The organism is Roseivivax isoporae LMG 25204, assembly GCF_000521865.1.
GTDB classification, from domain to species: Bacteria; Pseudomonadota; Alphaproteobacteria; order Rhodobacterales; family Rhodobacteraceae; genus Roseivivax; species Roseivivax isoporae.
In genome coordinates this window covers 1-16,374 of sequence record NZ_JAME01000053.1, presented here as the reverse complement: position 1 = coordinate 16,374, position 16,374 = coordinate 1, and the positions used below count along the sequence as shown (strand labels likewise).

At 70.6% G+C, this 16,374-nt stretch carries 14 protein-coding genes; 3 read left to right on the top strand and 11 right to left on the bottom strand.

All coding sequences use genetic code 11. From position 1 onward, the window contains the following. Nucleotides 1–245: 245 nt before the first annotated feature. The gene (locus RISW2_RS21125; protein WP_051492244.1) at nucleotides 246–968 is read left to right on the top strand and encodes an OBAP family protein; all 723 of its coding nucleotides are present in this window, start codon (nucleotides 246–248) and stop codon (nucleotides 966–968) included. 19 nt (nucleotides 969–987) lie between these two features. Here the strand turns inward: RISW2_RS21125 and RISW2_RS21120 are convergent, their stop codons facing one another. The 7 genes from RISW2_RS21120 to RISW2_RS21090 all read right to left on the bottom strand — a co-directional run bounded on the left by RISW2_RS21120 (nucleotide 988) and on the right by RISW2_RS21090 (nucleotide 8,678). After that, entirely contained in the window at nucleotides 988–1,632 is a 645-nt protein-coding gene (locus tag RISW2_RS21120) for an exopolysaccharide biosynthesis protein (RefSeq protein WP_051492243.1), read from the bottom strand. Next, a complete protein-coding gene (gene secF / locus RISW2_RS21115; RefSeq protein WP_043774780.1) occupies nucleotides 1,629–2,552 on the bottom strand; it encodes a protein translocase subunit SecF in 924 nt (307 codons plus the stop codon). Before secF ends, RISW2_RS21120 begins: the two co-directional genes overlap by 4 nt. Before the next feature lie 185 nt (nucleotides 2,553–2,737). Next, a complete protein-coding gene (locus RISW2_RS21110; protein ID WP_043774778.1) occupies nucleotides 2,738–2,956 on the bottom strand; it encodes a formate dehydrogenase subunit delta in 219 nt (72 codons plus the stop codon). After that, entirely contained in the window at nucleotides 2,946–3,767 is an 822-nt protein-coding gene (gene fdhD, locus RISW2_RS25535) for a formate dehydrogenase accessory sulfurtransferase FdhD (RefSeq protein WP_043774776.1), read from the bottom strand. The genes RISW2_RS21110 and fdhD overlap by 11 nt, the downstream gene beginning before the upstream one ends. 2 nt (nucleotides 3,768–3,769) lie before the next feature. Next, entirely contained in the window at nucleotides 3,770–6,694 is a 2,925-nt protein-coding gene (gene fdhF, locus RISW2_RS21100; protein WP_043774774.1) for a formate dehydrogenase subunit alpha, read from the bottom strand. Further along, entirely contained in the window at nucleotides 6,691–8,208 is a 1,518-nt protein-coding gene (locus RISW2_RS21095) for a formate dehydrogenase beta subunit (RefSeq protein ID WP_043774772.1), read from the bottom strand. The genes fdhF and RISW2_RS21095 overlap by 4 nt, the downstream gene beginning before the upstream one ends. After that, complete coding sequence (locus RISW2_RS21090; protein WP_051492242.1) at nucleotides 8,205–8,678, bottom strand: formate dehydrogenase subunit gamma; 474 nt, start codon at nucleotides 8,676–8,678, stop codon at nucleotides 8,205–8,207. The genes RISW2_RS21095 and RISW2_RS21090 overlap by 4 nt, the downstream gene beginning before the upstream one ends. Nucleotides 8,679–8,862: 184 nt before the next feature. On the opposite strand from RISW2_RS21090, the gene RISW2_RS21085 reads away from it, so the two are divergent. Then, nucleotides 8,863–11,154: an FdhF/YdeP family oxidoreductase gene (locus tag RISW2_RS21085; RefSeq protein ID WP_043774771.1), complete on the top strand. Its 2,292-nt coding sequence runs from the start codon at nucleotides 8,863–8,865 to the stop codon at nucleotides 11,152–11,154. 66 nt (nucleotides 11,155–11,220) lie between these two features. Here RISW2_RS21085 and RISW2_RS21080 read toward each other — a convergent pair whose 3' ends face one another. After that, complete coding sequence (locus RISW2_RS21080) at nucleotides 11,221–12,033, bottom strand: alpha/beta fold hydrolase (RefSeq protein WP_043774769.1); 813 nt, start codon at nucleotides 12,031–12,033, stop codon at nucleotides 11,221–11,223. A gap of 133 nt (nucleotides 12,034–12,166) precedes the next feature. Continuing rightward, nucleotides 12,167–12,406 carry a sigma factor gene (locus tag RISW2_RS21075; RefSeq protein WP_043774768.1) on the bottom strand — a complete coding sequence of 80 codons (240 nt, stop codon included), beginning with the start codon at nucleotides 12,404–12,406 and terminating at the stop codon, nucleotides 12,167–12,169. 233 nt (nucleotides 12,407–12,639) lie between these two features. Between RISW2_RS21075 and RISW2_RS21070 the strand changes: the two genes are divergently transcribed. Then, the gene (locus RISW2_RS21070) at nucleotides 12,640–14,232 is read left to right on the top strand and encodes a cytochrome c (protein ID WP_051492241.1); all 1,593 of its coding nucleotides are present in this window, start codon (nucleotides 12,640–12,642) and stop codon (nucleotides 14,230–14,232) included. Between the two features lie 88 nt (nucleotides 14,233–14,320). Here RISW2_RS21070 and RISW2_RS21065 read toward each other — a convergent pair whose 3' ends face one another. Together RISW2_RS21065 and RISW2_RS21060 are read right to left on the bottom strand one after the other, a co-directional pair. After that, nucleotides 14,321–15,406 carry a lipocalin-like domain-containing protein gene (locus RISW2_RS21065; protein ID WP_244437704.1) on the bottom strand — a complete coding sequence of 362 codons (1,086 nt, stop codon included), beginning with the start codon at nucleotides 15,404–15,406 and terminating at the stop codon, nucleotides 14,321–14,323. Nucleotides 15,407–15,422: 16 nt separating this feature from the next. After that, nucleotides 15,423–16,374 (bottom strand): FtsX-like permease family protein (locus RISW2_RS21060; RefSeq protein ID WP_043774766.1); only part of this gene is annotated, 952 nt, incomplete at its 5' end.

Here is a 16,374-nt window from a genome sequence, read left to right as displayed (position 1 = left end):
CTCGGCATCACCTTCGCGATCCTAGGCGCGGGCATCGGCTTCTCGATCTGGAAGACATCGGGCGGGGACGGTGACGGGCAGGCGGTCGCCGTGACCGAGGAGCCCGCACGCTAGGGACGCCGGGCCGGCCATGTCCCGGGGGGCGGCGCGCTGGAACATCCGTGCGCGCCGCCGGTTCGGAGGGTCGGCCCCGCGGTCCGAACCTTTCGCGGAGGCCAGACACCCTCCACGCGAAAGGGGATGCGATGACCAGGATGCGAGGCCCCAAGGTCCACTCGCCCGGAGACCGAAAGACTCTCTGGCGCACGACGCTCGAGACGGGATCCCGGGCGTTTCAGGACACCGCGCCGCTCGCGGATTTCGACATCTACGTGGTCGGATTCCACTGCGCGCGGCACGCGCCCCACATGCACATGGAGGCGCACCATTATTGCAGGCAGGTGAACTCCGAGGTCCTGCACTGCGTGATCTTCGACGGGAACACGCGCGATGCGAACCTCATCGGGATCGAGTACATCATCTCGGGCGCGCTCTTCGACGGGCTGCCGGAGGCGGAAAAGGCGTACTGGCACCCGCACAATTACGAGGTGCTGTCGGGCCAGCTGAGCGCGCCGGGCCTGCCCGAAAGCGCCGAGCATGCCCTCGTCGCGCTGCTGGTGAACAGCTACGGCAAGACCTGGCACACATGGCATACGGGCCGGGCCGACGGCCACGGTCGGCCCGGCGACCCGCTCCCCTATGGCGACGCGCAGCTCATGTGGTCCTTCAACCGCGACGGCGAGGTCGATCCCCGCCTGAAGGAGGAAGTGAACACGAGCATGGGCATCGACGAGATGGGCAAGCGCGCGCGACGCCGCGACCTTGCCCGGGATGCGCGTCCGCAGCGCGGCGTCGATGCGCTGAAATCCGCATTTCCCGAGGCGGACGGGCGCCCGGACGGCGTCCGGGACGCGGACGAGGAGCCCTGATCCGGGTCACACGCGGCCGTCACGACAGGAGTTCGGTCACCAGCAGGAAGATGGCCCCGACGATGGCCGCACTTGCGGCCGACATGACGGCGAGCCCCGCGATCCCCACGACGATGGCCGCCCCCGCCAGGGCTGCGTCCCGTTCCATGAGCGCGAAACCCAGCAGCGCCAGCGCGAGCCCCGGCAGGGCGTTGCCGAGCGGCAGGGGCAGGAACAGCGTCGCCGCCAGGAGGACGCCGAAGAGGCCGAGCAGGCGGCGCGCCGGGCCTGCGGTCAGGCCGGGCCAGCGCGGCCGGACCAGGCGTTCCACCCGCTCCAGCCGCGCGGCGATGGCGTCGGCCGCGCGCCGGAAGTCCGCGAGCGCGATCGTCCGGCGCCCGAGCCAGGCAGGCACCCACGGCGTCTCGCGACCGGCGACGATCTGGGCGGTCAGGATGAGCAGCGGCAGGCCCGCCAGGAGAGAAAGGCCGGGGATCGGCAGCGGCAGCACGTTCGGCGCCCCGAAGATGATGAGCAGGGCGCCGTGCCCGCGCCGCCCGAACCCCTCGACCAGTTCGCCCGCCGAGATGCGCTCGCCGTCCTGCCCGGCCGCAAGTGACCGCAGCACGTCGGAGAAACGCGTCTCGACGGCTTCGGCCGGGGCGTGGGACGCGGCGACGCTCACGCGCCTGTCTCCGCGCGGGGCGTCTGCGGCGGCTCGGCCAGGATCGGGCCGGGCAGGGCAAGGAGCAGGGGCGCCGCGACGAAGATGCTCGAAAGCGTTCCGAGCGCGATGCCGAACGTCGTCGCCGCCGCGAAGCCGAAGAGGACCGGCCCGCCGAAGAGCATGAGCGCGACCGAGGTGGCAAGCGTCGTGCCCGAGGTCATGAGCGTGCGGCGCAGCGTGTCGGTGATGGCGCGGTCGATGACCGAGGGCAGGGGAGCGGCGCGATTGCGTCCCAGATCCTCGCGCACGCGGTCGAACACGATCACCGTGTCGTTTATGGAATAGCCGGCGACCAGCAGGAGCGCGGCTACGCTCGTCAGGTCGAAGGTCAGGCCGGTCAGGGCGAAGAAGCCGATCATCATGACGACGTCGTGAAACGTCGTCAGGAACGCGCTCAGCCCGAAGCGCGCCTCGAACCGCAGCCAGACATAGACGGCAATCGCCCCGACCGCGAGCAGGCACGAGGTCAGGCCCGAGCGCAGCAATTCGAGGGACACCTTGGGGCCGACATTCTCCTCGCTCACGATCTGGGCCGCGGGTCCGAGCGCCGCGCGCACGGCGTCGGCGCCGTGGCCGGTCGTGTCCTGCAGCCGGATGAGGACGGACCGCCCGGCATCGGCGAGCTGGATCACCGCGTCCGCGTGGCCTGCGGCCGCAAGCGCCGCGCGGATCGCGGAAACGTCGAAGGGCAGGGCGCTGCGCGCCTCGAGCGCGACGCCGCCGGTGAAGTCGAGCCCGAGCGAGAGGCCCCGGAAGGCGAGAAGCAGGACCGTCGCGGCCACCAGCGTGAGCGATATCGCGAAGGCGAGGCGGCGCCACCGTGTGAACGGCACGACGCTGCCGGGCGGCACGAGCGCCGCGAGAAGCCGGGTATTCATGGAAAGGCGACCGAGAGCGCCTGAGCTCTCACAGACCTCCTGGGCGGAGCCGCGACCGCGCGGCTCGACCGACGCCCGCGCTGCACATGGGGTGGCGCGCGGAGGCCGGCAAGCGATCCGGCACGGTGATCGACAAATTTTCCGCCGCCCCGGCGGAGAGACGCGCACGGCGCGCCGCGGCGTCCTCAGGCGGGTGCGACGAGGTCCTTCTCGACCGCCTCGATCACGAACGGATCGAGCCCCGCGCCGCCCGCCCGGACGTGGTCGAAGAGCTGCGCGCGCATCCGCGGTTCCCAGAAGTCGTTGATGTGCGCGGCGATCTCGGCGGCGGCGTCGACATGGGGCTGGGTCTTGAAGAAGGCCGCGATCTGGTTGGCCATGTGGGTCATCTTGTCAGGCGACATGGGGCTCTCCGGTGCGGATGCGGTAGGGATGGGCGTAGACGTCGAAGCCGTCGCCCCGCGCGAAGGCAACCAGCGTGATGCCCGCGGCCTCGGCCGCGCGCAGGGCCGCGGCGGTGGGCGCGGACACGGCGATCAGCACCGGCACGCCGGCCATGGCGCATTTCTGCACGAGCTCGATCGAGATGCGGCTGGTCATGACCGCGGCGCCGCTGCCGGGATCGACCCCCTGCCGGTGGAGTGCGCCCACGAGCTTGTCGAGCGCGTTGTGCCGGCCCACGTCCTCGCGGGCTGCGACGATGCCCTGTCCGGGCACGAGGAACCCCGCGGCGTGGGTCGCTCGGGTCTGGTCGTGCAGCGGCTGGTGCGCGCGCAGGAGGTTCGTCGCCCGCCCGACCTCGGCCCCGTCGAGCCGCAGGCCGGTATCCGGCACCCGGGGCAGGGGGCGGTCCGCCTCGGCGAGGCTGTCGATTCCGCAGAGCCCGCAGCCCACCGGGCCCGCCATGCGCCGGCGCCGGGCGGCCAGCGCCTCGGCCTGCGCGTCCGAAAGCCAGAGCCGCGCCTCGATGCCGCTGCCGTGCTCGACGACCTCGATGTCGCGCAGGTCGGACGGACGGGCGATGAAGCCTTCCGTCAACGCGAAGCCGCGGGCGAAGTCGTCGATGTCCGCAGGCGTCGCCATCATCACCGCCTGCGTGGTGCCGTCGCAGACGACGGCGACCGCCGTCTCCTCGGGCAGCGCGCGCGACACGCCGGCGGCGCCGCCCGCATGGACGGCGCGGCCGGCCGCGGCGAGGGCGGCGCGCCGGGCCACCTTTATTCCGCCGCGGGCAGGATGCGCCGGGCCTGCGCGGCCTGGGCGGCATAGTCCTCCTGCCAGTCGGTCGGCCCGTTCGACGGGCTGATCTGCACCGCGGTCACCTTGTATTCCGGGCAGTTCGTCGCCCAGTCCGAGTAGTCGGTGGTGATGACGTTGGCCTGCGTGTCGGGGTGGTGGAACGTGGTGTAGACCACGCCCGGGCTCATGCGGTCGGTCAGCGCCGCGCGCAGCGTCGTCTCGCCCGAACGGCTCGACAGCCGCACCCAGTCGCCCTCCTTGATGCCGCGGGTCTCGGCGTCGTGGGGATGGATCTCGAGCAGGTCCTCGGGGTGCCAGGCGGTGTTCGCCGTGCGGCGCGTCTGGGCGCCCACGTTGTACTGCGACAGGATCCGCCCCGTCGTGAGCAGGAGCGGGAAGCGCGGCCCCGTCCGTTCGTCGGTCGCCACATATTCGGTGACGATGAAGCGCCCCTTGCCGCGCTTGAAGCCCTCCACGTGCATGAGCGGCGTGCCCTCGGGCGCGGCCTCGTTGCACGGCCACTGGACGGAGCCCAGCTCGTCGAGGAGCGCGTAGTCGACGCCCGCGAAGGACGGCGTGGTCGCCGCGATCTCGGCCATGATCTGCGACGGGTGGGTGTAGGTCCAGGTCGCGCCCATGGCCTGCGCGAGGAGCTGCGTCACCTCCCAGTCGGCATAGGTCGCCCGCGGCGCCATGACGCGGCGGACGCGGTTGATGCGCCGCTCGGCGTTGGTGAACGTGCCGTCCTTCTCGAGGAAGCTCGACCCCGGCAGGAAGACGTGCGCGTAGTTCGCCGTCTCGTTGAGGAAGAGGTCGTGCACGATCACGCATTCCATGGCCGCGAGGCCCGCCGCCACGTGTTTCGTGTCGGGATCGGATTGCAGGATGTCCTCGCCCTGGCAGTAGAGCCCCTTGAACGTGCCGTCGACGGCCGCGTCGAGCATGTTGGGGATCCGCAGGCCCGGCTCGGGGTCGATCTCGACGCCCCAGAGGTCCTCGTAGATCTTGCGCGCGTCGGCGTGCTTCACGTGCCGGTAGCCCGGCAGCTCGTGCGGGAACGAGCCCATGTCGCAGGAGCCCTGCACGTTGTTCTGGCCGCGCAGCGGGTTCACGCCCACGCCCTCGCGCCCGATATTGCCGGTCAGCATGGCGAGGTTCGCGATGCCGATGACGGTCGTCGACCCCTGGCTGTGCTCGGTCACGCCGAGCCCATAATAGATCGACGCGTTCCCGCCCTTGGCATAGAGCCGCGCGGCCGCGCGCAGCTCCGCGGCCGGCACGCCGGTCAGGGTCTCGACCGCCTCGGGGGAATGGCGCGGGTCGCTGACGAATTCCATGTAGTCGGCGAAGCTCTCGGTGTCGCAGCGCGCGCGGATGAAGGCGTCGTCGGTCAGCCCCTCGGTGACGATCACGTGCGCCATCGCGGTCACAACGGCGACGTTGGTGCCGGGCCGGAGCGGCAGGTGGTGCGCGGCCTCCACATGGGCCGAGCGCACGAGGTCGATCCGGCGCGGGTCGACGACGATGAGCTTCGCGCCCTGGCGCAGCCGCTTCTTGAGCCGCGAGGCAAAGACCGGGTGGCCGTCGGTGGGGTTCGCGCCGATGACCATGACCACGTCGGTCTTCTCGACACTGTCGAAGTCCTGCGTGCCCGCCGATGTCCCGTAGGTCTGGCCGAGACCGTAGCCCGTGGGCGAATGGCAGACCCGCGCGCAGGTATCGGTGTTGTTGTTGAGGAAGACGCCGCGGGCGAGCTTCTGCACGAGGTAGGTCTCCTCGTTGGTGCAGCGGCTCGAGGTGATGACGCCGATGGAGCGGCGCCCGTAGGTGGCCTGCAGGCGCTTCAGCCGTTGCGCCGCAAAGTTCAGCGCCTCCTCCCAGCTGACCTCGCGCCACGGCTCGTCGATCCGGTCGCGGATCATCGGCGACAGGATGCGGTCGGGATGGTGGGCGTAGCCGTAGGCGAAGCGTCCCTTCACGCAGGAATGGCCGCGGTTCGCCTTGCCGTGCTTGTAGGGAACCATGCGGACGAGCTCGTTGCCCTTCATCTCGGCCTTGAACGAGCAGCCGACGCCGCAATAGGCGCAGGTGGTCACCACCGACCGGTCGGGCGTGCCCATCTCGACCACCGACTTCTCCTGCAGCGTGGCGGTCGGGCAGGCCTGCACGCAGGCGCCGCAGCTCACGCAGTCGGAGGTCAGGAAGTCGTCACCGGCATTGCCCGCCTTGACGCGGGAGTCGAAGCCGCGCCCCTCGATGGTCAGCGCGAAGGTGCCCTGCACCTCCTCGCAGGCGCGGACGCAGCGGTTGCAGACGATGCATTTCGACGGATCGTAGCTGAAATAGGGGTTGGAATCGTCCTTCGGGATGTAGTCGGGATTGCCGAGATCGGTGCCCGCCGCCCGCGCCCGCATGTCGCCCTGCGCCAGCGTGCCCGCGCCCGAGGCGTCGTAGTGGTTGCGCCCGCTGGTGTAGCGCATGTCGCGCAGGCCGACCGCGCCCGCCATGTCCTGCAGCTCGCAATCGCCGTTCGCCGAGCAGGTCAGGCAGTCGAGCGGGTGGTCGGAGATGTAGAGTTCCATCACCCCCTTGCGCACCTTCTTGACGCGCGGGGTCTGGGTGTTCACGACCATGCCCTCGGCCACGGGCGTGGTGCAGGACGCGGGCGTGCCGCGCCGCCCCTCGATTTCGACCACGCAGAGCCGGCAGGAACCGAACGCCTCGAGATTGTCCGACGCGCAGAGCTTCGGCACTTCGATGCCGATCTCGGCGGCGGCTCGCATCACCGACGTGCCCTCGGGCACGGTGACCTGGAACCCGTCGACCGTCAGCGTCACCGGCGCGCCCGTTTTCGCGGGCGTGCCCATGTCGCGGTCGTCCGAGGGGATGATGAAGTCCTTCATTCCGCAGCCTCCTTGTGGCGCGCGAAGTCGTCGGGAAAGTCGCGGACGGCGCTCATCACCGGGTAGGGCGTGAGACCGCCCAGCGCGCAGAGCGAGCCGTCCGTCATGGTGTCGCAGAGCTCCGCCAGGAGCGGCATCGCGTCCGGGTCGCCCGCGGCGATGCGGTCGATGGTTTCGACCCCGCGGACCGCGCCGATCCGGCAGGGCGTGCACTTGCCGCAGCTCTCGACGGCGCAGAACTCCATGGCAAAGCGCGCCATGGCCAGCATGTCGGTGGCATCGTCGAAGACCGTGATGCCCGCGTGGCCGACAAGGCCGCCGCGTCCGTCGAACTCCTCGTAGCCGAAGGGTGTGTCGAACTTCGACGGCGGGAAGTAGGCCCCGAGCGGCCCGCCGATCTGCACCGCCTTGATCGGCCGGCCGGAAGCGGTGCCGCCGCCGATGTCCTCGACGATCTCGCCGAGCGGCAGGCCGAAGGCGGTCTCGAAGAGGCCGCCGCGCTTAACGTTCCCGGCGATCTGCAGCGTCACGGTGCCGCGCGACCGGCCGAGGCCGAAATCGGCGTAGTGCTGCGCGCCCTTCTCGAAGATCACGGGCACCGTGGCGAGCGAGATCACGTTGTTCACGACCGTGGGCCGGCCGAGGAAGCCCTGCAGCGCCGGCAGCGGCGGCTTCGCCCGGACCACGCCGCGCTTGCCCTCGAGCGAGTTGAGAAGCGAGGTCTCCTCGCCGCATACATAGGCGCCGGCGCCCACGCGGATCTCCATGTCGAAGGTCCGCCCCGAGCCCAGCACGTCGCCGCCGAGGACGCCCTTGCGCCGGCCGAGATCGACTGCCGCGCGCATGACCTCGATGGCGTCGGGATATTCCGAGCGCAGGTAGACGTAGCCCTTCGTCGCGCCCACGCCGAGGCCCGCGATGACCATGCCCTCGATCAGGGTGAAGGGGTCGCCCTCCATGATCATGCGGTCGGCAAAGGTGCCGCTGTCGCCCTCGTCGGCGTTGCAGACGATGTATTTCTGCGCCGCCTCCGCCTTGCGCACCGTGTCCCACTTGATGCCCGTCGGGAAACCCGCACCGCCGCGGCCGCGCAGGCCCGAGGTCTTCACCTCCTCGACGATCGCCTCCGGCGACATCCCGAGCGCGCGGCGCAGGCCGGCGAGACCGCCATGCGCGGCGTAGGCCTCGAGGTCGAGCGGGTCGATGACGCCGCAGCGCGCGAATGTCAGCCGCGTCTGGCGGGCGAAGAACGGGATCTCCCCGGTCGGCCCATGGCCCTCGAGCGTGCCCGCGAGGAGCGCCGCGGCGTCTTCGGGCGCGACGGGCCCAAAGGCCATGCGCCCCTCGCCGCGGTCGATCTCGACCAGCGGCTCGAGCCAGACCATGCCGCGGCTGCCGGTGCGGACGAGCTCGATCTCGAGGCCCTGCCGCGCGGCCTCGGCGCGGATTGCCGCGGCGACGCGGTCGGCGCCCACGGCCTTGGCGGCACTGTCGCGCGAGACGTAGACTTTCATGCGCCGGCCTCCTGAAGCAGTTCGCCCATCGCCGCGCTGTCGAGACGGCCCGCCACGCGGCCGTCGATCATCGCCGCCGGCGCACAGGCGCAGAGCCCGAGGCAATAGACCGGCTCCACCGTCACCGCGCCGTTCGCGGTCGTGCCGTGCCAGTCGACGCCCAGCCGGTCGAGCGTGTCGGCGGCGAGCCGTGCGCCGCCCATGGACTGGCACGCCTCGGCACGGCAGATCCTCAGCACGTGCCGTCCGGCCGGCGCGCGGCGGAAATCGTGATAGAACGAGATCGTGCCGTGGATTTCCGCCTGCGTCTGGTTCAGCGCCTCGGCGATCAGCGCCACGGCATCGTCGGGAACGTAGCCGAACGTGTCCTGCATGGCATGCAGGATGGGCAGAAGCGGCCCCTCGAGCCCGAGATGCGCCTCGACGATCGCGCGCATCTCCTCCGCGCTCGGCGGCACGATATCGGTCATGGCTGGTCTCCCTTGGCTGGCGGGATTGTTGCCATGCCATGGCATACCATCAATAATGCAGTTCCGTCAGACGATCGGCTTTTTCTATCGACGCGGCCGCCCCCGCCGATTTCTCGACCCCGCTGCATCCATTTCCCGAGGCCGCGCGTTCGCTCGCCAGATGCCCTGCGCAGGAGAACCCCCGATGGCCGATCGCGAAGACCTTCCGGCCGATCACGGGCCCGCGGGCGGCTGGGGGTCGCTCCGGGGGGTCCGCGAGGTCTTCGGCGAAAGCTGGCCCACGCCCGGTGTCGTCCAGACCCTGTTGCGCCAGAACAAGCCCGTGGGCTTCATGTGCGCGTCCTGCGCATGGCCGAAGCCCGCGACCTACAAGCCCTTCGAGTTCTGCGAGAACGGCGCAAAGGCGACGATCTGGGAATCGACGACCGCGCGCTGCACTCCGGACTTCTGGACCGATCATACCGTGACCGGGTTGCGCGGCTGGAGCGACCACGCGCTCGAGAGCACGGGGCGGCTGACCCATCCGCTGCGCTACGAGCCCGAGACCGACCGCTATGTCGAGACGGACTGGGATACGGCCCTTGCCGCCATCGGCGCCGGGCTCAAGGCTCTGCCGCCCGACGACGTCGTCTTCTACTCGGCCGGCCATGCGGGGCTCGAGGCCTCCTACCTCTGGGCACTCTTCGCGCGGCTCTACGGCACCAACAACCTGCCGCAATCGTCGAACATGTGCCACGAGACCACGAGCGTCGGGCTGAAGAAGGTGATCGGCTCGCCCGTGGGCACGGTCGTGTGGGAGGATCTCGACGCGACCGACTGCTATTTCTTCTTCGGGCAGAACCCCGGCACGAACTCGCCCCGTTTCCTGCATCCGCTTAAGGAGGCGAAGGACCGAGGTGCGGGGATCGTCACCTTCAACCCGGTGCGCGAGCAGGGGCTCGTGTCCTTCGTGGACCCGCAGAACCCGCGCGCCATGCTGACCGGCGAAGAGACGGTGATCTCGGACCAGTACCACCAGCTGAAGGCGGGAAGCGACATCGCGGCGATCCTCGGGGTCTGCAAGGCGGTGATCGAGGCCGACGACGGTGCGCGGTCGGACGGGCGCGCGGCCGTCATCGACTGGCCCTTCATCGAGGAGCACACGACCGGGTTCGAGGAGTTCGTCGCCTTCGCCCGCGGCACGTTCTGGCACGCCATCACCGCCGAATGCGGTCTGACAGAGGTCGCGCTGCGCGACGCGGCCCGCGTCTACATGGAGGCCGAGCGCGTGATCGGGGTCTACGGCATGGGGCTGACGCAGCAGGCGCACGGCGCCTGGAACGTGGGCATGCTGGTGAACCTCCTGCTGCTGCGCGGCAACATCGGGCGTCTTGGCACGGGCTGCTGCCCGGTGCGGGGACATTCCAACGTCCAGGGTCAGCGCACCGTCGGCGTCGCCGAGAAGGCGGAGCTGGTGCCCTTGGACCGGCTGCGCGCGCTCTTCGGGTTCGAGCCGCCGCACCGGGACGGGACCCACATCGTCGACGTGGCCCAGGGCATCATCGCGGGCCGCATCCGCGCCACGCTCTGCCTCGGCGGCAACCTCCTGCGCGCGCTGCCCGAGACGGCGCGGCTCGAAGAGACGTGGCAGCGCCAGGACCTGACGGTGATGGTGTCGACCAAGCTCAACCGCTCTCATCTCTTTCCCGGCCGGCAGGCGTGGATCCTGCCCTGCCTCGCGCGGTCCGAACGCGACGTGCAGGCACGCGGCCCCCAGACGGTCACGGTCGAGGACAGCTTCTCGATGATCCACGGCTCGACCGGCAAGCGTACCCCTGCATCGCCGCACCTCAGGTCCGAGCTTGCCATCGTCGCGGGGCTGGCCAAGGCCGCGACCGCGCCGAACCCGAAGGTGACCTGGGATGCGTGGGTCGCGGATTACCGACGCGTGCGCGACCTGATAGAGGCGACCTATCCCGACGATTTCCGCGGCTTCAACGACAGGATGAACACGCCCGGCGGGTTTTGGCGCGACAACCCGGCCAGCCGCCGCATCTGGCAGACCGACAGCGGGCGCGCGGAGTTCACGCGGCCCGACCGGCTGAACGCGCTCGGGTTCGAGGATGCCGAGGGCCGGCTGAGGCTCGTGACCATGCGGTCGAACGACCAGTTCAACACCACGATCTACGGGTATTCCGACCGGTTCCGCGGCATCGAGGGCACGCGCGACGTGGTGCTGATGAACGTGGGTGACATGGCGGCACGCGGGCTGTCGCACGGCGACCGGGTCGCGCTCGTCAGCGATGCCGGCGACGGGGTGGATCGGCGCCTGGGCGGACTCGAGGTGATCCGCTTCGACATCCCGGAGGGCACGGTCGGGTCGTACTATCCCGAATGCAACGTGCTGGTACCGCTGAGCCTGCACGACCGGATGTCGAAGACGCCCGGATCGAAAGCCGTGCCGGTGCGCGTGGTCCGCGACGACACCGTCGCCTGACCCGCCGGTCGGCACGGACCGACGGGGGAGGGGCGCAGCCCTGGGCGCCGGGCTGCGCGGCTCGGCTCACTTCTTGAGGAAGGCCAGCAGTGCCTGGTTGAAGGCGTCGGCGTGGCTCACGTTGCAGCCGTGCGGGGCACCGGGAAGCGTCTCGAGCGTGCTGTTCGCCACGGCCTCGTGGGTGCGCGCGCCCGAGCCTTCGAGTGGCACGATCCCGTCCGCGTCGCCGTGGAGCACCAGCACCGGCACCGTGATCTTCGCGAGGTCCGCACGGAAATCCGTGGTTCCGAAGGCTTCCATGCAGCCGAGCGCGGCGGCCTGGTCGGACTGGTGGCAGAGCTCGATGGCCTTCCTGCGGTCCTCCTCGCTGACCTTGAGGTCGCCACCGGCGGAGAAGAAGTCGCGGGTGAACCCGTCGAAGAAGGTGTCGCGGTCCGTCTTCAGGCCTGCTTCCATTTCCGCGGCGACGTCCCCGGTCAGCGGGCCGTCCGGGTTGTCGTCGGACTTCATCAGGTAGGGCGGCACCGCCGCGGCGAAGACGGCCGACCTGACGCGGGCCTCGCCGTGGCGGCCGAGATAGCGCGCCACCTCGCCGCCACCCATGGAAAAGCCGACGATCGTCGCGTCCCTGAGGTCGAGGTCGTCGAGAACGCTCGCCAGGTCGTCGGACAGGGTGTCGTAGTCGAAACCGGATGCGGGTTTTTCCGAGCGGCCGAAGCCCCGGCGATCGTAGGTGATCACGCGGTAGCCCTCCGAGCGAAGCGTCGGGACCTGCTTTTCCCACGCGGCGCCCGAAAGCGGCCAGCCGTGGATCAGGACGACCGGGCGCCCCGAGCCGCCCGAATCCTCGATGTGAAGCTGCACCTTGTCATCACTCATGAGATCTCCTTTTCCGCGGCACCCGGCCGCCTCACACCGCAAACGTCCCGGGATGGCACGCGTTCCGGCGCAGCGGTCCGGTCTCGGGATCGTGCGATCCGGATCGTGCGTTTCTGGCCGAGACCATCCGGCCTCAGTGCAGCGGCACCTGCAGGAGGCGCGCGGCCTCGCCCCGGGGGTCGTGGCGGAGGAGCTGAAGGAGCCATGTCTCGATCTCGGACTGGGAGGCGCAGCGGCGCGGCTGACGGATCGCGCGGCGCAGGGCCGCCTCGACCAGCCGGTCGGCCTCGTCCCGGTCCGCCACGATGCGGCGGGCATGCAGCCTGAGGACGGGTACGAGGCTCTCAACATCTGGCGAGGTCACGGTGGTCACCCTCCTATCCGGCTGTCGCGTGGGCCCCGGAAAGCGCGTGCGCGGCGCGGGGCGCACCCCCGAGGCAGAGGCTTAACGAGGCGCATTCGCACCGGATCCCCCGATTGCTTTTTGTGGTTTTTCCGGACCGCGGGTTGACGGCGGCGGTACGCGCGCGCGGCGGCGCGGCGTAATTGTCATGGAACCGAAGCGGGATTCCGCCGTTGAGCCGGCGTCAGCCAGGAGGAACTTCCATGCGAGGCGTCCAGCTTCTTGGCCTGCGCGACGTCGTCGCGTCGGGTGTGCTCATCTTTACGCCAGTCGCCGCCATGGCCCAGCAGTCGGACACGGCCCCATCGGGCGCGGAGCTGGTGGAGCGCGGCGCGTACCTCTCGAACATCGCGGGATGCGGCCATTGCCACCGGTCGCAGGACGGCACGGAATATGTGGGCGGCTACGTGCTGAACACGCCGTTCGGAGAACTCGTCAGTCCCAACATCACGCCCGCGACCGAGACCGGGATCGGGACGTGGACGAAGGAGGAATTCGAGGGCGCCCTGCGGCGTGGCGTGAACAAGGACGGCGAGCCGCTCTACCCGGCGATGCCCTACAACTCCTACACCAAGATGTCGGACGAGGACATCGACGCCCTCTACGCCTATTTCCGCAACCGTGACGCCGTGGAGAACGAGGTCGAGGTCATCCAACTGCCGTTCCCCTTCAACGTCCGGCAGGGCGTGGCGGTCTGGCAGACGCTGTTCTTCCAGGAGGGCCGGTTCGAGCCCGACCCGGCGCTGGACGAGCGCCTTAACCGCGGGGCCTACCTCGTCGAGGGGGTCGCCCATTGTTCGTCCTGCCACACGCCGCGCAACTCGATCGGCGGGCCGATCGGTGAAGAGATGTTCCAGGGTGCGCTGGTCGATGGCTGGTACGCGCCGAACATCAGCGGCACCGTCGGGTCCTCGCTCGAGAAGTTCGATCACGAGACGCTTGTGGCTTGGCTGAGGAACGAGGCGCCGGGGAACCTGCCGTCCTTCGGGCCGATGTACGAGGTCACCGAAAGCCTGGCCGACGCGCGCGAGGACGACGTGGACGCCATCGCGGCCTACGTGCTGCACCGCGCGGAACAGGACGATCCGGGGCAGGCGCCGACCCTCGCCGAGATTCCGGACGACGTGCTCGACGCCGGACAAGCGGTCTACGAGGCGAACTGCGTCAGCTGCCACGGCTCGGACGGCATGGGGGCCGACGGGCAGGCCGCACGGCTGTCGGACAATGGCGGCGTTGCGGCGCGGCGCCCGCACAACGTGGTGCGCGTGTTGCTCGCCGGTGTCGAGCCGCGCGGGGCGTACGGCGCGATGCCCTCCTTCGCAGAGGTGCTGAGCAACCAGGAAATCTCGGACGTCACCAACTACATCCGGCGGTCCTGGGACAACAACGGCCCCGAGGCCTCGACGGCGGAACTGGTGGAAGGGTTGCGTCCCTCGACCGCGGTGGCGCGCGCGACCGAGCTGTCGACGAGCTGCCCGGTGGGCGACGTGCAGTCCATCCCCGAGGGCGTGGCAAACCAGATCCGCGACCTGGCGAACCGCCCGGTGAGCGCCGAGGAACTGGAACAGCCGGTGTCGGGACTGAACGTCGCGGTCGACTCCGGCTACTCGGAAAAGCTGGCCGCGATGACGGCGATCTATTGCAACGCCCTGTCCGAGGTCGAACCTGCGGTGTCGCGGGCGGTGTTCCTCGACCGGCAGCTCGCGTTCATGAACGCCGTCGACGATGCCATGCGCGCAAGCGGCGAGTCGGCCACCGAGAGCACCGACGAGGGCAGCGAGACCGCGACGGAGTGACGCCGGCAACCGTATGGCCGGGATATGGCTCCGGTATGGCCGGGGCACCGTACAGTCAGGAGGGCCGGGCGCAGGACGCGTCCGGCCCTCAGTCGTCCGGGGTGTAGCCCGTCATCTCGAGGTAGCCCGTGCCGTCGTGGCTGCCGCCGACCAGCACCGGTCCTTCCCAGTACGAGAAGAGCGTGCCCATCCAGGAGCCCGGGTTCACCGGCCGCGTCTCGACCGACAGGTCCTCGGCGGGCAACTCGACCCGCCACGTCACGGGGACCGTGCGGCCCGCAACCTCGGCCGTGTCGAGGGCGGTGAGCCGCAGCGCGCCATCGCCGTAGGTGCGGGTGGTGCCGTCGGGCTCGATCCACGTGGCCGAGGTGAAATGGCCGCCGTCACGGTCGCGGAGCCCGAAGCCCATGAGCTTGGCCCCGGTTTCGAAGGATAGCGAGAACCAGTCCCAGCCGGTCTGGTCCTCGGCGAGCGGCTGCGAGGACCATTCGCGGTCGAGCCAGCCGTGACCCGTGACCTCGAAGGCGCGGCCGGGCAGGGTGAGCGTGCCCGAGACGCGGTAGAAGGGTTGCGAGTAGTAGTGGCTCGCCTGTCCGTCCGGCGACTTGACCGAGTAGCCCGCATCGCCGTGCAGGACCAGCGGCCCCTCCGCATCGAGGCGGAGCGCGTAGGCGAAGTCGGATCCGCGCGCCGCGAGGTCGAGCGCCGACAAGAGGTCCGCCCCGCCTTCGGCGCGCGAGCGCATGGACCAGTCGTCGATATGGGCGTCGAAGGGGCGCGCGACCCCGGCCTGCCCGATGCCCCCGCGGGCGAGCCGCTCGTCGTAGCGGTGCAGTTCGGGTGTGGTGAGCGCGGCATGCGCCATCCAGGTCTGCGCGGTGCCGTCGTCGTCGCGCGCGCGCGGGCGCAGGGCGGAGCGGAACAGCGTCCATTGCACGCCGCATGCCGTGCCGTCCGCGGCGCGCAGGTTCGCGGTCAGGTACCACCATTCGATGCGGAATCCGGGATGCGGGTAATGATCCTCGGGGAAGCGCAGGCGCGTGCCGCGCTGGGGCAGGGCGAAGGCGCCCGCCTCGGTCCCGAGGCCGGCGAAGCCCTGCGCGCGGGCCGTCGCCGGCAGGGCGGCGGCACCTGCGGCCAGGGCAAGCATGCGGCGGCGGGTGGGACGGATCATGGCGGGGACTCCGGGGTCAGGTGGCGTTCGAGAAGACGCGCAGCAGCCGCTGGGGCGGCAGGCGCGTGAGGCGCAGGACCGGCCAGAGGCTGGCCAGCAGTGCCGCGGCGAGGGCCGCGAGCAGGAGCCAGAGCCAGCTCAGCGGGAAGAGCAGCATGGGCAACCGCCAGCCGAAGGCCGCGACGTTGACGATGGCGAGCAGCACCCAGGCGAGCGCGAGCCCCGCGGGCAGCGCCACGACCCAGGTCAGCGCGGCAAGGATCGCCGTGCGCGCCACCTCGAGCCGGGCGAGGCGGTCGGGCGTCATGCCGAGCGCCCAGAGCGGCGCGAGCTGCGGCAGGCGCAGGTTCGACAGCGTCAGGAGCGAGGTCAGCATGGCAAAGCCCGCGACCCCGAGCGTGAGCGCGTTGAGCGCGCCGGTGACGAGGAAGGTGCGTTCGAACACGTCGAGCGACAGCGCCTTGACCTCGGCCTGGTTGACCACGGATTGCGGGGCGAGGCCCGCCTCGTCCCGCAGGCCGGCGGCGATCCCGGACGCGCGATCCGGATCGACCCGCAGGGCAAAACGCAGTCCGGGCAGGTCGGGGTAGCGGGCACGGAGCGTGTCGGCCGCGACCATCGCCTGCGCTTCGGGGTTGCCGTAATCGGAATAGACGCCGGCGAGCGGCAGCGACCAGTCCGCGCCGAGGTCGACGGCGTCGCCGAGCGAGAGCCCGGCGCGGCGCCAGACCTGTTCGTTGACGAGGACGGCCTCGCCCGCGGCGACGCGGTCCCAGACGTCCGGGGCGGCGACGAGCAGGGGCCAGTTGTCGCGGTAGGTCGGGTGGTCGACGAAGCCCGCGATGTCGCCCGCCCGCCCGGCGACCGGGGCCTCGGCCGACAGGATGGGCAGCACCGCGTCGACGCGGGGCGCGGCGTAGTCGCGGGCGGCCTGCGCTTCTTCCGCGCTGCGGGCGGTGATGTAGAGC